This window comes from Emticicia sp. TH156, assembly GCF_002855535.1.
In the GTDB taxonomy this organism is placed as follows: domain Bacteria; phylum Bacteroidota; class Bacteroidia; order Cytophagales; family Spirosomataceae; genus Emticicia; species Emticicia fluvialis.
Window position 1 is genome coordinate 56,677 of sequence record NZ_PKRS01000010.1, and the last position, 17,473, is coordinate 74,149.

Here is a 17,473-nt window from a genome sequence, read left to right on the forward strand (position 1 = left end):
TTTATGGATAAGCTTAAATATTGAATTTCATGATACCCGTCTATTTCTTAAATACCACCCAAACAGCCAGGAATATAAGACCGAACCCGACCAGATAATTCCACTTTAAGGGTTCTTTTAAATAAAGAACTGCAAAAACCACAAAAACACAAAGGGTGATGGCCTCCTGAATTGTCTTTAACTGAAAGGCATTAAACTGTCCGTAACCTATTCTGTTGGCTGGCACCATAAACAGATACTCAAAAAAGGCTATGCCCCAGCTAATAGCAATGGCTTTCCAGATGGGCATATTCGGTGTTTTTAAATGACCATACCAGGCAAATGTCATAAAGGTGTTTGATACTATAAGCAACAAAATTGTACGCATGATAAAAATTTAGTTCGTTTGTGATTTATAATTATTATTAATTTTGCAGTGGCAAAATCAATAGATTTTATCTGGTAAAGGCAGCAAAAATATTGCTAAAACCCAACAAAACTGTAAAAATTAAAGCATTTTAGGCAAATTTTAATTTTAGAGCGTTCAAAAAGCCTTGCCAGCTTTACGTTTAATTAAAAAAGTGTAAACAGAAAATAAATGAAAATAGGGATAATTGGTCTGGGAGATATGGGGAAAATGTTTGGCCGGATTTGGGCCCAAGCTGGTTTTCAGGTGTACGGGTGCGACCTCCCACAAAACATTGAAGCACTAAAAGCAGAACTGGAGCCTGATGGAATAGAGGTGCTAAAAGACGGAACGGCTGTATCAAGACTATGTGATTTTATTTTATATTCTGTTGAAGCCGAAAACATCGAAAAAGTGGTGGCGCAGTGCGGGGCAGCTACAAAATTTGGCGCCATTGTGGCCGGCCAAACGTCAGTAAAAACACCTGAAATTGCATCTTTTGAAAAACACTTACCCAAAGATACTCAAATTGTTACCTGCCATGCCTTATATGGCCCTAGTGTTAATCCGGAAAACCAGACACTGGTAGTGATTAACCACAGGGCAAGTAAACAGGCTTTTGCTGAATCTTTGCATATCTTTAATAAAATTGGTTCGATAATCCATGAACTGGCCGACTACCATGAACATGACAGAATGATGGCCGATATCCAGGCCATTACCCATGTTGGCTTTGAAAGCATAGGCACTGCCTGTATGCATAGGAAGGTGTATCCGTGGGAGAACCCGTTGCATCCTAACGGACTTGACAATGTCAAGTTCCTGATGACTCTTCGTATTTACAGCTATAAATTTCATGTGTATTCGGGTCTGGCAATGTTGAATCCTTATGCCAAGAGAGACGTGCGCAAATATGCGAGTTGCGAAATGGATTTGTTTGAAATGATGATTGAGGAAGACGAGAAGAAATTCCGTAAACGGATTTATGCTGCCCGAGACCATGTTTTTAAAGACAAAGACGAAACATTGATGCTGGACGACAAAATCATGAGCGAATTTAGCCTTAGCCAGGATACCGGCCACAAACCTAATTCGCATTTGAGCTTGCTGGCAATGGTAGATACCTGGCATAAACTGGGTACCAACCCTTACAAGAATCTGGTATGTCAGACCCCCCCATTCAAGCTGCGGGTAGGCATGGCCGAATACCTATTTATGAATGAAGATTTACTGGAAGAAACCATAAAAACTGCTCTGTTTGACAAGAGCATCAGAGGAGAAGACCTGGCGTTTCATACAGCCGTGCATGAATGGGCCAATATAGTGGAAATGGGCGATAAAGAAAGTTACAAAAAACACTTTGAAGCCACAAAAGAGTATCTGGCACCAAGACTGGAAGAAGGCCGATACAAAAGTGGTTTACTTATCAACAAACTGCGGAGCATTTAAAAAGACACGGGCAATGGTGACAACCGACTTGGCAAAATATAACAACGATTGGTATAAAAACTCTGATTTTACCAGAGGTTTCCTGACCACATTATTGTGGTTCATCTGTAATCGTATTTTCATTAATTCTTATCTGCCTTTACCTGTTTTTATAAAAATAAGGATTCTGAGAGCTTTTGGAGCCAGACTGGGCAGAGGCATTACAATTAAACCAATGGTTAATATTAAAGCACCCTGGAACCTGGAAATCGGAGATTACGTATGGATTGGCGAAAATGTATGGATTGATAATTTAGGTAAAGTAAAAATCGGAAATAATGTCTGCCTTTCGCAAGGAGCATTGCTGCTATCGGGTAATCATAACTACAAAAAAGAAAGCTTTGACCTGATTATTAAAGATATTATTCTCGAAGATGGTGTCTGGATTGGCGCCAGAGCGGTAGTTTGCACGGGTGTTACATGTGCCACTCATTCGGTTTTAGCTGTTAATTCGGTAGCTAACCGAAATCTGGAAGCCTATGGTATATACCAGGGTAATCCGGCTGCTCTTGTTCGTCAGAGAACTGCAGCCACAGAATAAAATTATTGAAAAAGAAATAAACTTTTTTCTTTTTACCCCAAAAAAAAGTATTTATTTTGTAATTAAAGATGCCTCTGAAGTATTTTTTAATCTTAAAAAATATATAATGTTTCCAACATTTGAATCGCTGATACCTGATAAGAATATTCAAGTTTTAATTTCTGCACTTATCGCACTTTTCATTAATCTGCGTTCAATACCTGTCATTATAAATATCAGTGGCTTGCGCGGTTTGATGGATAATCCGGTAAAAAGGAGTTCACATAGTGCGCCAACGCCTACTTTTGGTGGAGTTGCTATTTTTGCCGGTATCCTGATTGGTTACATGCTATGGAATTTTGGAGACGAAGGTATCTTACTTCATAAAGTTTTTGCCGGTATTACTATTCTTTTCTTTCTTGGAATAAAAGACGATTTATACGCGCTGTCGCCAACCAAAAAGCTGGGTATTCAGATTATTGCCTCTGCTATTGTAGTGGTGGGATGCGACCTCCGAATTTCTGACCTTTTCGGTATTTTTGGCATTGGCCAGATACCCTACCTGTTAAGCATAGGATTAACCATTTTCATTTTTGTTGCCATGATTAATGCTTTCAACCTAATTGATGGTATTGATGGATTGGCCGGCGGAATTGGAATGATAGCCGGTGGTGGTTTTGGTCTGTGGTTTTTAATTAACCATCATTATTCTCTGGCTTGTCTGGCCTTATGTCTGTCAGGTTCATTGCTGGGTTTCTTAAGATTTAACTTCTCCAAGAGCAGTAAAATATTCATGGGTGATACCGGCTCGCTCATAGTGGGCTATATCATTACTGTATTGGCGGTTAAGTTTATTCACTTCAACGTCATGCACCAATGGGACCCCACCAGTGCTTTTGTCAGTGCGCCTATCATTGCAGTAGTTATACTTGTGGTTCCAATTTTTGATACCATACGCGTATTTTCGGTTCGTATTTTAAGAGGCAAATCTCCTTTTAAGGCAGACCGCATGCACATGCATCATTTATTGATAGACAACAACCTTTCGCACATGCAGGCGTCTTTTATACTTTATGCGGTTACAATTGTGTTAACGGTGCTTACCTACTCGGCAAGGGTATATTTTAGCAATACCGAACTTTGTTTCTTTATTATGTTTTTGTTGGTATGCTATTTCTTTACTGCCAATTGGCTTGAAGTTAGAAGGCTAAGAGCTTTACAAGCCAAAAAACAAAAAGAAAATACGGTGGAAGCTAAACTGATTGAGAAACCTAACGGTAGCGATACAGACCCGAAACCTGCCGGTGGAAAAATTGCAGGAAAAGAGAAACTGGAGTTACGCGAAATCAGCGCAAACTAATTTATCTTGAAGGTTAGTAAAAAAACTCACAAGATATATTGCAGCTTTATAACCAACCCTGAAACTTTTAGGAAAAATGGTTTCGGGGTTCTTTTTTTGAATCGCCTCAAAGACACAAGAACCAAATAATCACTGTCATTCTGTTTACATCATTAAAAAAGCTCCTTCCTGCGAAAGAGCTTTTTTAATGGTATAAATGAGCGCAAATTTTACTCCCACTCGATAGTAGCTGGTGGTTTAGAGCTGATGTCATACACCACTCTGTTTACCCCTTTTACCCTGTTAATAATTTCATTTGAAACATCTGCCAGAAACTCATAAGGCAAATGAGCCCAGTCGGCTGTCATACCGTCAACACTGGTTACGGCACGAAGCGCCACCACCTTTTCGTATGTTCTTTCATCGCCCATTACGCCAACACTCTGTATAGGCAACAAAATGGCTCCGGCTTGCCAAACTTTATCGTAAAGGCCACTGTCTTTCAGCGCATTTATAAAAATAGCATCTACTTCTTGTAAAATATTTACTTTTTCGGGGGTGATATCGCCAAGAATACGTATGGCTAACCCTGGACCCGGGAAGGGATGACGACCAATAATGTTATCAGGTACATTTAAAGATTTGCCTACTTCGCGCACGCCATCTTTAAACAAAAGGCGAAGCGGTTCTACCACTTGCAGCTTCATGAAGTCGGGCAATCCACCAACATTATGATGAGACTTGATGGTAACAGAAGGCCCTTTTACCGATACAGACTCGATAACATCGGGGTAGATAGTTCCCTGTCCAAGCCATTTAGCTCCTTCAATTTTATGAGACTCGGCATCAAACACATCTATAAAGGTTTTACCAATGGCTTTTCGTTTTGCTTCCGGGTCTGTTAAACCTTCCAGCGCTTTGTAAAACTGCTCTCTGGCATCAACTCCGATTACGTTTAGGCCAAGACCTTTATAGGATTCAAGTACTTCTTCAAACTCGTTTTTGCGTAGCAAGCCGTTATCAACAAAAATACAGTATAGATTTTTACCAATGGCATGATGTATCAGCGTGGCTGCAACTGATGAGTCAACACCACCCGAAAGACCCATAATGACTTTGTCATCACCCAACTTTTCTTTTAATTCTCTGATTGCAGCTTCGGCGAAAGAATCGGGTGTCCAACTTTGAGAACAATGGCAGATATCTGCTACAAAATTCTTAAGAATGGTTTTACCCTGAAGGGTATGAGTAACCTCGGGGTGAAACTGTATACCATAGCGAGGCTGGTCATGCATTTTGAAAGCAGCTACCTTTACGGTATCTGTTGAGGCGATAATATCTGCCCCGGCAGGAGGTGCGGCGATGGTATCGCTGTGTGACATCCATACCTGTGTGTTATCTGCCACATCCTTAAAAAGGGCATAGCGGTTATCCAGATTATTAAGGATGGTTCGGCCATATTCTCTGATGGAAGACGGAAGTACTTCACCTCCGCCTGTCTGTGCCATCATCTGCGCACCGTAGCAAATACCCAGTACTGGTACATGAGAGGGGAAATCCTGCCAGTTAACAATGGGGGCATCTTCTTCACGCACTGAGCAGGGGCTTCCGGAAAGGATAATTCCCTTAATATCAGAAGTAATGGCTGGAATTTTATTGAAAGGGTGTATCTCACAATACACATTAAGTTCTCTAACTCTTCGGGCAATAAGTTGAGTAAATTGCGAGCCGAAATCAAGAATAAGAATTTGTTCTGTCATGATAGGTTTCTAAAATGCAAAATTAGCAGATTTAGTATGCCTGTGCAATTAAGTTTATAAAAAAGTATTAATTTGATACTGCAAAAGTCCTGTATCTGTTAAATTATTAGTAATTGTGCACAAGAAGCCTAGCCAGTATGCAATAATCAGCCAATTAAGCGCCCAAATGAATCATAAACTGGAAGTTTCAAATTTGTTATGATTATACCGAGAAGCAATTTACCATTCAATAGTTGGCAGGCCTTTACTTACCAGATAATTATTGGCCTGGCTGAAGTGCCTGGTGCCAAACCACCCGCCAAAATTGGCCGACATAGGTGACGGGTGTTTTGCGCGTAGAACAAAGTGTTTTTTGTCATTAATTATTTTGCCCTTTTCCTGTGCGTATTTTCCCCAAAGCATAAAAACAATGCCGTCTTTTTCGTCATTCAGGTGCTTGATAACCGCATCAGTAAAAACCTCCCAACCTTTGCCCTGATGTGAGCCTGCCGAGGCAGCTCTAACCGTTAATGTTGCATTGAGAAGCAAAACACCTTGTTTTGCCCAACGTTCAAGGTTTCCGCTTTTGGGAATAGGCTTGCCTAAATCGTCGTGAATCTCTTTAAAAATATTGATGAGCGATGGTGGAGACGGGATGCCATCATTGACAGAAAAGCACAAGCCATTTGCCTGACCGGGGCCATGATACGGGTCTTGCCCCAGAATAACAACCCGGGTATCTTCAAAGCTGCATTTATCAAAAGCATTAAAAACCAGCCTGCCTGGTGGATAACAAACCGCTGTTTTATATTCGTTGCGTACAAAATCACTGAGACTTTTAAAATAATCTTTTTCAAACTCATCCTTCAGCCGGATTTTCCAACTCTCGGCAATCCTTACATCCATATTTTTTGTTTTTTTAGGTGCGGAACAAAGATAGAAAAAATTGTTATGCCAATAGATAATGCTACCGTTTAGCAACTTTTTTCTAAAAAAACACACTCAAAAAATATTTATTTGTTAATTTACATATTAGATTCTCAAATTGCTAAAACTTTTAAACATCATTTTTGCAAAAATGATGTAGATGTCAGAAACTATGAACACGATTACGGCAACTACAGAGGGCATAGAAGTTAGTGTAAGAACGGAATTTCAACCGGACTATTCAAGCCCATTTCAATCGCATTTTGTATTCAGTTACAGAATAAGAATTGAAAATCACAGTAACAACACCATACAATTACAAAGAAGAAAGTGGCTGATATATGACTCTGTTGCACCGGTAAAAGAAGTAGAAGGCGAAGGTGTGGTGGGCCAAACCCCCATTCTGGAACCGGGTGAAAGTCATGAATACATTTCGGGCTGTAGCCTGAAATCATCCATAGGTAAGATGGTGGGCACTTTTATTATGGAGCGTCTTGTTGACGGCAACAAATTCAGTGTCCAGATTCCGGAGTTTAATCTGATAACGCCTTACAGACTAAACTAAGGTAATGCTTACCTCATTTTAAACTTTTGCATTGATTAAATCTGAACAAACCGTATACATGGAAGCACAGCTCAGGCTGTGCTTTTTTAATAAATTTTTCATTGAAAAAAACAGAAAAAAACTATTTACCTGTTTTTTTCTGACTTACTTTTGCACCAAAATTCCTATTTAACTTATTATATCTAATTCATAAATTATTATGCAGTACAGAATAGAAAAAGATACAATGGGCGAGGTGCAGGTGCCTGCTGACGTATATTGGGGTGCACAAACGCAACGCTCTATTGAAAACTTTAAAATTGCGCAGGATATCAATAAAATGCCGAAAGAAATCATCAAGGCTTTTGCTTACCTGAAACATGGAGCAGCCCTGACCAACTTTGAATTAGGTGTTCTACCTAAAGAAAAAGCAGATTTGATAGGCACTGTTTGCCAGGAAATACTGGATGGTAAACTGGACGACCAGTTTCCGCTGGTAGTATGGCAGACGGGTTCTGGTACGCAATCTAACATGAACTGCAACGAAGTAATTGCTTACCGCGGACACGTTCTGCAAGGTGGTGAATTGGGCGATAAAACCAAATTTCTTCACCCGAATGATGATGTAAACAAATCGCAGTCATCAAACGATACATTCCCGACTGCCATGCACATTGCAGCATATAAAATGCTGGTTGAAACGACCATTCCGGGTATAGAAAAACTACGTGATACACTGGCTGAGAAATCGGAAGCATTTAAAAATGTAGTTAAAATTGGCCGCACTCACTTTATGGATGCCACACCTTTGACACTCGGACAAGAGTTTTCTGGTTATGTGTCTCAGCTGAATCATGGCTTGAAAGCCATCAAGAACACATTGGCGCACCTTTCAGAGCTGGCATTGGGTGGTACTGCTGTTGGCACAGGTATTAATACACCGCAAGGGTATTCAGAACTGGTAGCAAAACATATTGCCGGCCTTACGGGTATTCCGTTTGTAACAGCAGAAAATAAATTTGAGGCCCTGGCAGCGCATGATGCCATTGTTGAAGCACACGGTGCCTTGAAAACAGTTGCGGTTAGCCTGATGAAAATTGCTAATGACATCAGAATGTTATCGTCTGGCCCACGTTCAGGTATTGGTGAAATTTTCATACCAGACAACGAACCAGGTTCATCAATAATGCCGGGCAAAGTAAACCCAACCCAATGCGAAGCATTAACCATGATTGCCGCGCAGGTAATGGGTAACGACGTGGCCATTAACGTAGGTGGTTCAATGGGTCATTTTGAACTGAACGTTTTCAAACCGGTAATGATATACAACTTCCTGCATTCGGCACGTTTGCTTGGCGATGGTTGCGTGTCTTTCAATGATAAATGTGCCGTGGGTATTGAGCCATTGAAAGAAAATATCAAAAAGCATGTTGATAATTCGTTGATGTTGGTTACTGCCCTTAACACCAAAATTGGTTATTATAAGGCAGCTGAAATTGCCCAGACTGCACATAAAACAGGAAGCACTTTGAAAGAAACGGCTATCAGACTTGGATACCTGACAGCTGAAGAATTTGACGAATGGGTAAAACCTGAAGAAATGGTGGGTAGTTTGAAATAGTACTCCAACTTCAATAAAAACCCTGCTTTCAACCTGATTGGAAGCGGGGTTTATTTTTACTACGGGGTATCACTGTGTCAAATATATGTTACAGAAAGTATTTTATGCCAGTACGTCTTGCACCACTTTACCTGCTACATCGGTTAATCTGAAATTTCTGCCCTGAAACGGAAACACCAGCTTTTCGTGGTCAAAGCCCATCAGATGCAAAATAGTTGCCTGCAAATCATGTATATGGGTGCGGCCCTTAATGCCGTAATATCCTATCTCGTCGGTTTCTCCGTGCGAATACCCTTTTTTCAAACCTGCACCAGCCATAAACATGGTAAAGGCATCCACGTGGTGGTCGCGGCCTTTAAATGGCGTATTGTTGTCCCCTGCCCTGTTTTCCATCATAGGCGTTCTGCCAAATTCGCCGCCCCAAACAATGAGGGTATCTTCCAGTAAACCTCTTTGTTTCAAGTCAAGTATCAAGGCTGATATTGGTTTGTCAACATATTCTACGTTTCTTCTTAAACCAATATCTACCCCACTGCCGGCATCCGTTCCGTGGTTATCCCACCGGCGGTCAAACAACTGCACTACCCTTACGCCCTTCTCCAATAGTTTTCTGGCCAGCAGGCAGTTATTGGCAAAGCTGGCCTTGCCGGGTTCAGTGCCATACATTTCATGTATATATGCCGGTTCGCCAGATATATCCATTGTTCCCGGCACTTCGGCCTGCATTCTGTATGCTAACTCGTATTGAGATATACGTGTCAGAATCTCGGGGTCGCCTACTTCCTGATATGTCAGTTCATTAATTTTATTGATTGTTTCAATAGATTTTTTTCTGAGTGTACTATCAATATTACCCGGGTTATTAATGTATAAAACCGGATCACCTTTCGACCGGCATTGTACACCCTGGTATACAGATGGCAAAAAGCCGTTGCCCCAAAGATATTTGCCAGCACTTGGCTCAGAGCCAGACACCAACACCACATAACCCGGAAGATTCTGGTTTTCAGAACCAAGCCCATAGGTTATCCAAGACCCCATACTCGGCCGGCCGACTCTTGATGCACCCGTATGCATAAACAATTGCGCAGGTGCATGGTTAAATTCGTCGGTATGCATAGCTTTCAGAAATGTGAGGTCATCAGCCAGCTTTGGCAAATAGTTGAAGTAGTCTGAAAACCAGGCACCCGATTGCCCATATTGCTGAAAGGTTGACTGCGGCCCCAACATTTTGGGGACCCCTTTAATAAAAGCAAATCGCTTACCTTCAAGCAGAGAAGGCGGACATAGTTGACCATCCAGCTTGGCCAGTTCTGGCTTGTAATCGAACAATTCAAGCTGAGATGGAGCGCCCTCCATGTGCATAAAGATAATGCGTTTGGCTTTGGGGCTGAAATGCGATGGTCTGACAGCCAGCGGGTTTTCGTTGAGTTGCGGCTTATCTGAAGAACCACCAAAACAACCGCCCAGCAAAGAAGAAACAGCTAAACCACCAAGGCCTGAAGTACATTGTTTCAGAAAATGGCGCCGGGTATTTAGCTTGGCTTCTTCTAAAAAAGCCTCTTCTGTAAGCGATATTCTTTTCATTTGGTTAAAAATTCGTCTAGGTTCATCATGGCGTTGGCTGTCAGGGTTAAGGCTCCCAATTCTGCTTCACGGTCTTTTTTCTTTTTCAATTCAAGGAGCGCGTCCTGATACAATTGATATAACAAACGGGTTTTAGTGTCGCCCGGGGCTTTCTGAAACAGAAACTGATATCCCTGTTTCAGCTTCTCTTCTGCCCTGGCGCTTTTAACTGCCTGCATTTTCAGGGCAATATTTTGGGCTGCTGCATAAAAAACGGTATCGTTTAAAGTGGTTAAGGCTTGTAATGGTGTATTGGTACGAATCCGGCGTGAGGTGCAGACATTTCGTTGCGGGCTGTCAAACGTAATCATAGACGGATATGGATTGGTACGCCGCCAATAGGTATAAACAGCTCTTCTAAAAAGGTTGTCTTTGGGTTCATTTCGCCAGCTTTGGTCAGTCGGGTTGGGTGGTTTTACACTTGGGCCATACATTTGTTTGTTTAGTAAGTTACTTACAAACAGCGCCTGGTCTCTTATTTGCTCTGACGACAACCTTACCCGTGGCCCGCGAGCCAGTAACAGATTGCGGGGGTCTTTTTCGAGCATAGTTTTATTTACCATTTCTGTTTGCCTGTAAGTTGCCGACATCACCATTAGTTTCAGTAATTTCTTTACGCTCCATTTATAATCATCTCTGAAACGCACAGCCAGCCAGTCGAGTAGCTCTGGATGCGAAGGTCTGGCACCCATCGTACCGAAATCCTCCAGCGATTCCACAATTCCGTTACCGAACAGTTGCTCCCAGAATCTGTTTACCATTACCCTTGCCGTAAGCGGATTTTCATTGCTTACCAGCCATTGTGCAAAGCCCAGGCGGTCTGCTTTAAGCCGGCCCAAATCAGGCAATGAGCCAGGTACATCAGGCTTAACCTGTTCGCCATGCACCATCCAGTTTCCTCTGATAAAAACATGGGTTTTACGTCTTCTGTTCGGTGCCATTTCCAATATAACAGGGGTAGCAATGCTTTCTATCATCACCAGCTTGTCAAGAGAATCGCTGAATGCCCTGCCAAATTTATTCTTCAAAGGGGCGCTATGCTGTAAGTCCATCCAATCCAGATGTATCAGGTCAGTCCAGAAACTTCTGCCTTTTCTGTAAACCAGATACACATCATGCACACCTTTGGTTGGCTTTATTTTACCTGTAGTAGTGGTGTAATCTTTCCAGCGCGACCACCCGTCATTAACGGTCTCTTCACTGCATTTGGTTTCAACTTTGCTTATCAGCTCTCCTTCCGAGCTCCCGAGCCGCATTTCAATAAACGCATTTTCAGCACCGCTCTGGTATCCGTAGGTAACCTGGGTAATGCCTGTCAGATCTACATCTTCATAAACCGTATAAGCGCCTTCGGTGGTTTGCATAATGGTTTTCTGGTTATTCCATAGCTCAATGTGTCTGCTGGCGCTGTCAAAATCTTCGGCTTCAATTCTATATAAACCCATCCGGCGTAAATAATCCTGTTTTTGCCTGTCAAGCGGAATTTTCGATGAGATGGGTTCCGGGTTATGTTCAATGCTTTTCAGCCATGTAAGCAGTTTTTTCAGTTCTCTCTCTTTGGCAGGGTGGTAGGTTTTCAGCAGGGGTTTGTCGTTATAAAGATCGCGGTCTTGTGTATTGTTAAAAAAAGCAAACGACTGATAAAAATCTTTCTGCCTGAAAGGGTCATAAGGGTGGCTATGGCATTGCACACAGGCCATAGTGGTGCCTTGCCAGACTTCCCATGTAGTTGAAACCCTGTCGAGCAGAGCCATATTTCTGAACTCCTCATCATTGGTGCCACCTTCATCATTAGCCATCGTGTTTCTATGAAAAGCCGTGGCTATCAGCCGGTTTTCAATTTCGCCGGCGCTGATGTCAGCTGATTGCGGCAATAAATCACCGGCCAGTTGATGAATCGTAAACTGATTGAAAGGCATATCAGCATTAAATGCTCTGATTACCCAGTCGCGGTACTGCCAGATGCTCCGGTCTAAATCTTTCTCATAACCCTTTGAATCTGCGTAACGAGCCAGGTCCAGCCACATAGTTGCCCATCGCTCACCAAACTGGGGTGACATCAACAGTCGGTTCACCTGCTTTTCGTAGGCATTGCCACTTTTATCATTAATAAAGGCCTGGGTTTCTTGCATGGTGGGCGGCAAACCAATTAAATCAAGGCTTAATCTGCGTAATAATACATTTTTATCTGCCTCGGTCGAATGCGTTAAACCCTCCTTTTTCAGCTTGTCTATAATAAAGTTGTCTATTCCATTTACAATCCAAGGGTCGCTCATATCTGGCGGCACAATAGACTTATCCGGTTTTACATAAGCCCAGTGGTCTTCCCATTTTGCGCCTTCATTTATCCACCTTTCTATTTTACTTATTTCATCATCGCTGAGTGGTTCGGCATCTAAGGGCATGCGCGCTTCTTTGTCATGCGTTTTTAGTCTTTTTACAAGTTCTGAGTTTCCGGCATCAAACGGAATAATAGCATACCTGCCCGACTTGGCCTTTGCAAGTGCCTCTTCTCTGAAAAGCAGACTAAAACCCCCGCTTTTTTTTACTCCGCCATGACAAACTATACATTTCTTGTTAAAAACCGGACGGATATCTTCATTATAACTGATATGCCCGCGGGTAGAATAAAAAACTGAGGCAGCTGCAATAATTGCAGCCCCGGCAAGACTTATCCAGGTTAATTTCTGAAAATTCATTATTAATTGGGGCATAAAAACCTCTCTAATATCCTTAAAAAATAGTATGGATACAAGTTTTTTTATGAATATTCTGTAGTGTGGCCAAAAACTACCATTATAAATGAGTTCCAAATTAAATTGTCTTGATTATATTTGAGTTTGGTACTAATTTCAGTTAAGATTATGGTTGATGAAGTAACTCTAAGAGAGATGGCGCTTTCTTTTGCCGGTTCTGAAGAACAGCCACATTTTGAAAAAACATCGTTCAGAACAAAAAAGAAAATATTTGCTACGTATTCGGCGGCAGATAAACGAGCCTGCCTGAAATTGTCTGAAATTGACCAGTCGGTATTCAGCACACACAAATCAGGAGGCATCTATCCTGTGCCGAACAAATGGGGCAAACAGGGTTGGACACTCTTTGAAATTGAAAAGCTGGAGAAAGAACTGATGTTAGATGCACTTGAAACCGCCTATAATGAAGTAATCAGGAAAAAAATAAAAACTAAACCCACCATGCCATGAGATTAATTGATTATCCGGCCATTATTAAACTTGCCTGGCAAAACTTTGATGATTCAAAGACCATAGATACCATTGAAGACATCAGCGCCAAGGTTTCAACCAACCATGTTTTCAGGGTAAGGTTTGATAACGACGATATTATCATTGCCAAACTTTCTTATTTTGGCACTTATGAGCATTTTAAAGAAGACCACCAGATTATACATACCTTGCAGAATAACCTGCTGTATCCGTTTGAGAACGTATTGGCGAAGTCGCTGGTGAAAGACAATGAAGTGTACACCTATCGTTATCAGGATGGCATAACCGATGCCTGGGTGGTGTTTTATAATCCTATCCGGAGTCTTCATCGTTTGCCTCGCCGACTGGATGAAGCGCACATAAAAAAACTGGGAAGCGAGATTGCCAAATTTCATAAAGCATGTGCCAGAGTAAGTACAGTTTTGCCGAAGGCATCAAAAACGCTTCGCTCTGATATACAAGACCTGCTGAACATACTTGATACCGAGGTAGGTCAATTTGAACACCGCATGCACATTGGGTATCTTCGTGAGCAATGTGAGATATTTCTTGAAAACCGCCAGAACCTGGTAGCAGGTGTTGTGGAAACCATGCCTGTTTTTATGGACTGGAACATCGGTAACTTTTCTGTTACCAAAAATCTTGAGTTGTATTCAAGGTGGGACTACGACTGGTTCAGAATCAGTTACCGGGTAATGGATTTTTACTTCTTTAGCAGGGTAACATCAGACGTAGGCGACCGAACGGCTTTTAGCTATTTAATAGGGCCTTTAATGGAAGACCGCTTTGTTTTATTCCTTAAAGAATACCATAAGGTGTATCCACTTACCGAAAACGCCGTGCTTTTTATGAAAGAAGCCTACCGTTTCTTTATTCTTAATTATGTAATAAAATATGGTCGTTATTTCTTTCACCGTACTTACGCCACAAAATTGCAGCGAGAAGCCTACGAAATTTATTTACCATCTATAGATAAAGAATTTGATGCCGGTAAGATTCTGAAAGCACTCAATATTTAAAACCCGAAACTTTTATGCAGATACACGATTTCAAGACAGTAATAGATAATTATAAAGTAGTATTTTTTGATGCCTACGGAGTTTTAAAAAATTATAAAGGTTTAATACCTGGCGTTGAAAATACCTTTAGGTACCTGAAAGAAACGCAGAAAGAGTTTTATATTTTAACAAATGATGCCTCAAGAAAACCCCAGCAACTGGCAGACTCTTATCATTCATTAGGCATCAAAGACGTATTTATTAATAATATTATATCGTCGGGTATGTTGGCTATGGACTACCTGAAGCAAAAGGTAAAAGGTGGTAAAGTTGTTTTTTTAGGCACTGATGATTCGGCTTATTATATAGAAACCCTGGGCTTAGAGGCCGTGCCCATTAGTGAACTGGACTTAAACAACCTGAATGATATTCAGGCGCTGGCATTTCTTGACGATGAGGGCTTTGATTGGAAAGATGACCTGAACAAGACTATCAACCTGCTGCGCCGGAAGAACATTCCGGTTATTGTGGCCAATACAGATGGCACTTATCCGGTATCAAAAAAGGAAATTGCCATAGCTATGGGCGGCTTGTCAAGAATGATTGAAGCCATTGTTGGCAAGCAGTTTGTAGGTTTCGGAAAGCCAGACTCCCAGATGTTTATTTTTGCCTATGAACACATCAAAAGTAAAAACATAGAAAAAAAAGATATTCTGATGGTAGGCGATACCCTGCATACTGATATTCTGGGAGGTAATAAGTTTGGCCTAGACACCGTGCTGGTATTAAGTGGCAACACACAGGCTGAAGATGTGGAAGTGAATATTCATAGCAGCGGAATTATTCCGACTTATATATGTGAAGCGGCAATAGTAGATTAAAAACAGATAAAAAAATGAGCCGTTTATACCTGTTTGCCTTATTGTTTTTTGTTTACCAGCTTGGCTTTGCACAAAGAATAGAGACCTGGCCGATTTCAGACAAAACCCTGAAGCAGTTCAAGACCTCTGGGACTTTACTTTTAAAAAAAATTGAATTTAAAGATAAAAACGGCCTTAACTACGTAATTGCTGCCATGGAAGAAGCAGCCAAAGATGATTATAACTCCAGAACTTTGTGGATTGAGCATTATGTTAAAGACACAACCAAAACGCTGACGTTATTGAAAGAGGTAGTAGATTTTGAAAAAGACTGCCCGGTTGATAACCAGCTTGCCTTAATTGATGAAGCATTTGAAGTAACCGACCTGGATAAAAACGGTTATGCAGAAATTATGTTTATGTATAAAACCGGCTGCAACGGCGACGTAAGTCCGTCAGGATTAAAACTCATTGTGCTGCAAAATGGTAAAAAGGCTGCCATCAGAGGTAAAACGTTAATTAAAGGCATTAAAAATACTGATGAAAAACAGCAGGATGCTGCTTTTCTGGCATTACCACAAGTAATAAGACAGCACGCCGATAATTTATGGAACAAATTTAAAACTGAATATGAATAAAATGCCAAAAGGACACATTAGTTGGGAAGATTTTGAAAAAGTTGAACTACGTGTCGGTACCATCATTCAGGTTGATGATTTTCCGAAAGCCAGGAAACCGGCCTATAAATTATTGATTGATCTGGGTCCGGAAACGGGCATCAAACGCTCGTCTGCTCAGATAACTACTTTTTATACAAAAGAAGAGCTGGTAGGCAAACAAGTGCTTTGCGTTACCAATTTCCCGCCCAGGCAAATTGCCGATTTTATGTCGGAGGTTCTCACTACGGGTTTTATTCTGAGCGACGGCTCGGTTGTATTGGCCGAAGCGGAAAGGCAAGTACCAAATGGCAGCAGGCTGGCATAAATATTATTGAATTGTCTTGGAAGTCTCAGTTATTATACGTACATTTGTATATAATTCTAATTACACGAATGAAACAAGCATTATCCAGACTCTTTAGTGTTATCATGGCCGTGGTTGTGTTGCTAAGCAGCACAGGGTTTGGCTTTGTTGAACATAGCTGTATAGTAAAGGGTAAGTCTGTTTCACTTCATAAAAACGGAGAATTATGTTGTGCGGCCAAGAACGCTAAATCTGCTCTGACTGACAACAAAGGTGTAATTGTTAAAAAATCAGCCTGTTGTACTGAAGAAGAAAAATATGAAAATGTTGAGTATTCTTCGTCTGTTTCTCAACTTGTAGCCAAGTTTACACAAAGTAGTATCGATTGGCTTAAAGCTACATTTACTGAGCTTTTTAAAACCATCATCGAAACTATCTTTGAAAGCCAGGAATCATCTCTGGCTCAGAGTTCCTCCCCCAATCCGCTCGTCGGGCGTGATATAGTTATTGCCCATCAATCTTTTTTAATTTGATACAATTAAGTAATTAATTTTCCGCAAGTCTTTCACGATTTGTGGTTTTTGCGTTTATCCTTGTTTTAGGATAATATCCAGTAATTAATTATTTAATTTATCATACTTATGCAATTACTCATTAAAAATATGGTTTGCAACCGCTGTGTGCGTGTTGTGCGTGAAGAGCTTGAGGCAATAGGCTTAAGTGTTTTAAAAGTAGAACTGGGCATGGTAACTATAAACCACACCGACGAGTTTTTTCAGTACAACCTTATTCGGCAAACCTTGCAAAAAGAAGGTTTTGAACTGATAGAAGACCACAAAGCCACAATTGTAGAAAGGATCAAGCATTTTATAATTAATGAAATCCACCATCATAAAGGCGAAAAAAACGTCTCTCAAAATTTCTCTGATTTTCTGGTGAAGAAAACCGGGTATGAGTACTCTTACCTGAGCAGTCTTTTCTCTTCAACTGAAAAAACTACAATCGAAAAATTCATTATTGCCCAAAAGATTGAGCGTACCAAAGCCTTACTTATGAACGGAGATGTAAGCCTGTCTGAAATTGCCTGGCAGTTAGATTACAGTAGTGTGGCGCACCTTTCCAATCAGTTTAAACAGGTGGTGGGTGTGAGCCCCAGTGTTTTTAAGTCCAGGAAAGAAAATACACTTATACCTATTGATGCTGTCAAAAAACATGTAAGTCTGGCATAAAATTCTG

At 41.1% G+C, this 17,473-nt stretch carries 17 protein-coding genes; 12 read left to right on the top strand and 5 right to left on the bottom strand.

The window, feature by feature from the left end; translation table 11 throughout:
* Positions 1–40: 40 nt before the first annotated feature.
* Complete coding sequence (locus C0V77_RS18125) at positions 41–367, bottom strand: DMT family protein (protein ID WP_101727781.1); 327 nt, start codon at positions 365–367, stop codon at positions 41–43.
* Positions 368–577: 210 nt separating this feature from the next.
* On the opposite strand from C0V77_RS18125, the gene C0V77_RS18130 reads away from it, so the two are divergent.
* The 3 genes from C0V77_RS18130 to C0V77_RS18140 all read left to right on the top strand — a co-directional run bounded on the left by C0V77_RS18130 (position 578) and on the right by C0V77_RS18140 (position 3,753).
* Positions 578–1,834, top strand: a complete 1,257-nt coding sequence (locus C0V77_RS18130) for a prephenate dehydrogenase (protein ID WP_101727782.1) — start codon at positions 578–580, stop codon at positions 1,832–1,834.
* A 13-nt stretch (positions 1,835–1,847) separates the two neighbouring features.
* A complete protein-coding gene (locus tag C0V77_RS18135; RefSeq protein ID WP_101727783.1) occupies positions 1,848–2,414 on the top strand; it encodes a WcaF family extracellular polysaccharide biosynthesis acetyltransferase in 567 nt (188 codons plus the stop codon).
* Between the two features lie 106 nt (positions 2,415–2,520).
* The gene (locus C0V77_RS18140; protein ID WP_101727953.1) at positions 2,521–3,753 is read left to right on the top strand and encodes a glycosyltransferase family 4 protein; all 1,233 of its coding nucleotides are present in this window, start codon (positions 2,521–2,523) and stop codon (positions 3,751–3,753) included.
* Positions 3,754–3,962: 209 nt separating this feature from the next.
* On the opposite strand, the gene guaA is transcribed toward C0V77_RS18140, so the two are convergent.
* Both guaA and ung read right to left on the bottom strand, forming a co-directional pair.
* Positions 3,963–5,492, bottom strand: coding sequence for a glutamine-hydrolyzing GMP synthase (gene guaA / locus C0V77_RS18145; protein ID WP_101727784.1), 1,530 nt, complete (start codon positions 5,490–5,492; stop codon positions 3,963–3,965).
* A 219-nt stretch (positions 5,493–5,711) separates the two neighbouring features.
* Positions 5,712–6,377, bottom strand: coding sequence for a uracil-DNA glycosylase (gene ung, locus C0V77_RS18150; RefSeq protein ID WP_101727785.1), 666 nt, complete (start codon positions 6,375–6,377; stop codon positions 5,712–5,714).
* 193 nt (positions 6,378–6,570) lie between these two features.
* Between ung and apaG the strand changes: the two genes are divergently transcribed.
* Entirely contained in the window at positions 6,571–6,963 is a 393-nt protein-coding gene (gene apaG / locus C0V77_RS18155; RefSeq protein WP_101727954.1) for a Co2+/Mg2+ efflux protein ApaG, read from the top strand.
* Between the two features lie 199 nt (positions 6,964–7,162).
* Positions 7,163–8,563, top strand: a complete 1,401-nt coding sequence (gene fumC, locus C0V77_RS18160; protein WP_101727786.1) for a class II fumarate hydratase — start codon at positions 7,163–7,165, stop codon at positions 8,561–8,563.
* 102 nt (positions 8,564–8,665) lie between these two features.
* On the opposite strand, the gene C0V77_RS18165 is transcribed toward fumC, so the two are convergent.
* Both C0V77_RS18165 and C0V77_RS18170 read right to left on the bottom strand, forming a co-directional pair.
* Positions 8,666–10,150 carry a DUF1501 domain-containing protein gene (locus tag C0V77_RS18165; RefSeq protein ID WP_101727787.1) on the bottom strand — a complete coding sequence of 495 codons (1,485 nt, stop codon included), beginning with the start codon at positions 10,148–10,150 and terminating at the stop codon, positions 8,666–8,668.
* On the bottom strand, positions 10,147–12,888 hold the full coding sequence (locus C0V77_RS18170; RefSeq protein WP_101727788.1) for a DUF1553 domain-containing protein: 2,742 nt from the start codon (positions 12,886–12,888) through the stop codon (positions 10,147–10,149). Before C0V77_RS18170 ends, C0V77_RS18165 begins: the two co-directional genes overlap by 4 nt.
* Before the next feature lie 135 nt (positions 12,889–13,023).
* On the opposite strand from C0V77_RS18170, the gene C0V77_RS18175 reads away from it, so the two are divergent.
* The 7 genes from C0V77_RS18175 to C0V77_RS18205 all read left to right on the top strand — a co-directional run bounded on the left by C0V77_RS18175 (position 13,024) and on the right by C0V77_RS18205 (position 17,466).
* Positions 13,024–13,395: an MmcQ/YjbR family DNA-binding protein gene (locus C0V77_RS18175; RefSeq protein WP_229236316.1), complete on the top strand. Its 372-nt coding sequence runs from the start codon at positions 13,024–13,026 to the stop codon at positions 13,393–13,395.
* Positions 13,392–14,435, top strand: coding sequence for a hypothetical protein (locus tag C0V77_RS18180; protein WP_101727790.1), 1,044 nt, complete (start codon positions 13,392–13,394; stop codon positions 14,433–14,435). The genes C0V77_RS18175 and C0V77_RS18180 overlap by 4 nt, the downstream gene beginning before the upstream one ends.
* A 14-nt stretch (positions 14,436–14,449) precedes the next feature.
* A complete protein-coding gene (locus C0V77_RS18185; RefSeq protein WP_101727791.1) occupies positions 14,450–15,295 on the top strand; it encodes an HAD-IIA family hydrolase in 846 nt (281 codons plus the stop codon).
* Positions 15,296–15,309: 14 nt separating this feature from the next.
* Positions 15,310–15,912, top strand: a complete 603-nt coding sequence (locus C0V77_RS18190) for a M949_RS01915 family surface polysaccharide biosynthesis protein (protein ID WP_101727792.1) — start codon at positions 15,310–15,312, stop codon at positions 15,910–15,912.
* A complete protein-coding gene (locus tag C0V77_RS18195; protein WP_229236317.1) occupies positions 15,905–16,258 on the top strand; it encodes a tRNA-binding protein in 354 nt (117 codons plus the stop codon). The genes C0V77_RS18190 and C0V77_RS18195 overlap by 8 nt, the downstream gene beginning before the upstream one ends.
* 68 nt (positions 16,259–16,326) lie before the next feature.
* Positions 16,327–16,770, top strand: a complete 444-nt coding sequence (locus C0V77_RS18200; RefSeq protein WP_101727793.1) for an HYC_CC_PP family protein — start codon at positions 16,327–16,329, stop codon at positions 16,768–16,770.
* A gap of 108 nt (positions 16,771–16,878) precedes the next feature.
* The gene (locus C0V77_RS18205; protein ID WP_101727794.1) at positions 16,879–17,466 is read left to right on the top strand and encodes an AraC family transcriptional regulator; all 588 of its coding nucleotides are present in this window, start codon (positions 16,879–16,881) and stop codon (positions 17,464–17,466) included.
* Positions 17,467–17,473: the final 7 nt, after the last annotated feature.

Coding starts and splice junctions, on each gene's coding strand:
- C0V77_RS18125 (WP_101727781.1), bottom strand. CDS start 367: ATGCGTACAATTTTGTTGCTTATAGTATCAAACACCTTTATGACATTT.
- C0V77_RS18130 (WP_101727782.1), top strand. CDS start 578: ATGAAAATAGGGATAATTGGTCTGGGAGATATGGGGAAAATGTTTGGC.
- C0V77_RS18135 (WP_101727783.1), top strand. CDS start 1,848: ATGGTGACAACCGACTTGGCAAAATATAACAACGATTGGTATAAAAAC.
- C0V77_RS18140 (WP_101727953.1), top strand. CDS start 2,521: ATGTTTCCAACATTTGAATCGCTGATACCTGATAAGAATATTCAAGTT.
- guaA (WP_101727784.1), bottom strand. CDS start 5,492: ATGACAGAACAAATTCTTATTCTTGATTTCGGCTCGCAATTTACTCAA.
- ung (WP_101727785.1), bottom strand. CDS start 6,377: ATGGATGTAAGGATTGCCGAGAGTTGGAAAATCCGGCTGAAGGATGAG.
- apaG (WP_101727954.1), top strand. CDS start 6,571: ATGAACACGATTACGGCAACTACAGAGGGCATAGAAGTTAGTGTAAGA.
- fumC (WP_101727786.1), top strand. CDS start 7,163: ATGCAGTACAGAATAGAAAAAGATACAATGGGCGAGGTGCAGGTGCCT.
- C0V77_RS18165 (WP_101727787.1), bottom strand. CDS start 10,150: ATGAAAAGAATATCGCTTACAGAAGAGGCTTTTTTAGAAGAAGCCAAG.
- C0V77_RS18170 (WP_101727788.1), bottom strand. CDS start 12,888: ATGAATTTTCAGAAATTAACCTGGATAAGTCTTGCCGGGGCTGCAATT.
- C0V77_RS18180 (WP_101727790.1), top strand. CDS start 13,392: ATGAGATTAATTGATTATCCGGCCATTATTAAACTTGCCTGGCAAAAC.
- C0V77_RS18185 (WP_101727791.1), top strand. CDS start 14,450: ATGCAGATACACGATTTCAAGACAGTAATAGATAATTATAAAGTAGTA.
- C0V77_RS18190 (WP_101727792.1), top strand. CDS start 15,310: ATGAGCCGTTTATACCTGTTTGCCTTATTGTTTTTTGTTTACCAGCTT.
- C0V77_RS18195 (WP_229236317.1), top strand. CDS start 15,905: ATGAATAAAATGCCAAAAGGACACATTAGTTGGGAAGATTTTGAAAAA.
- C0V77_RS18200 (WP_101727793.1), top strand. CDS start 16,327: ATGAAACAAGCATTATCCAGACTCTTTAGTGTTATCATGGCCGTGGTT.
- C0V77_RS18205 (WP_101727794.1), top strand. CDS start 16,879: ATGCAATTACTCATTAAAAATATGGTTTGCAACCGCTGTGTGCGTGTT.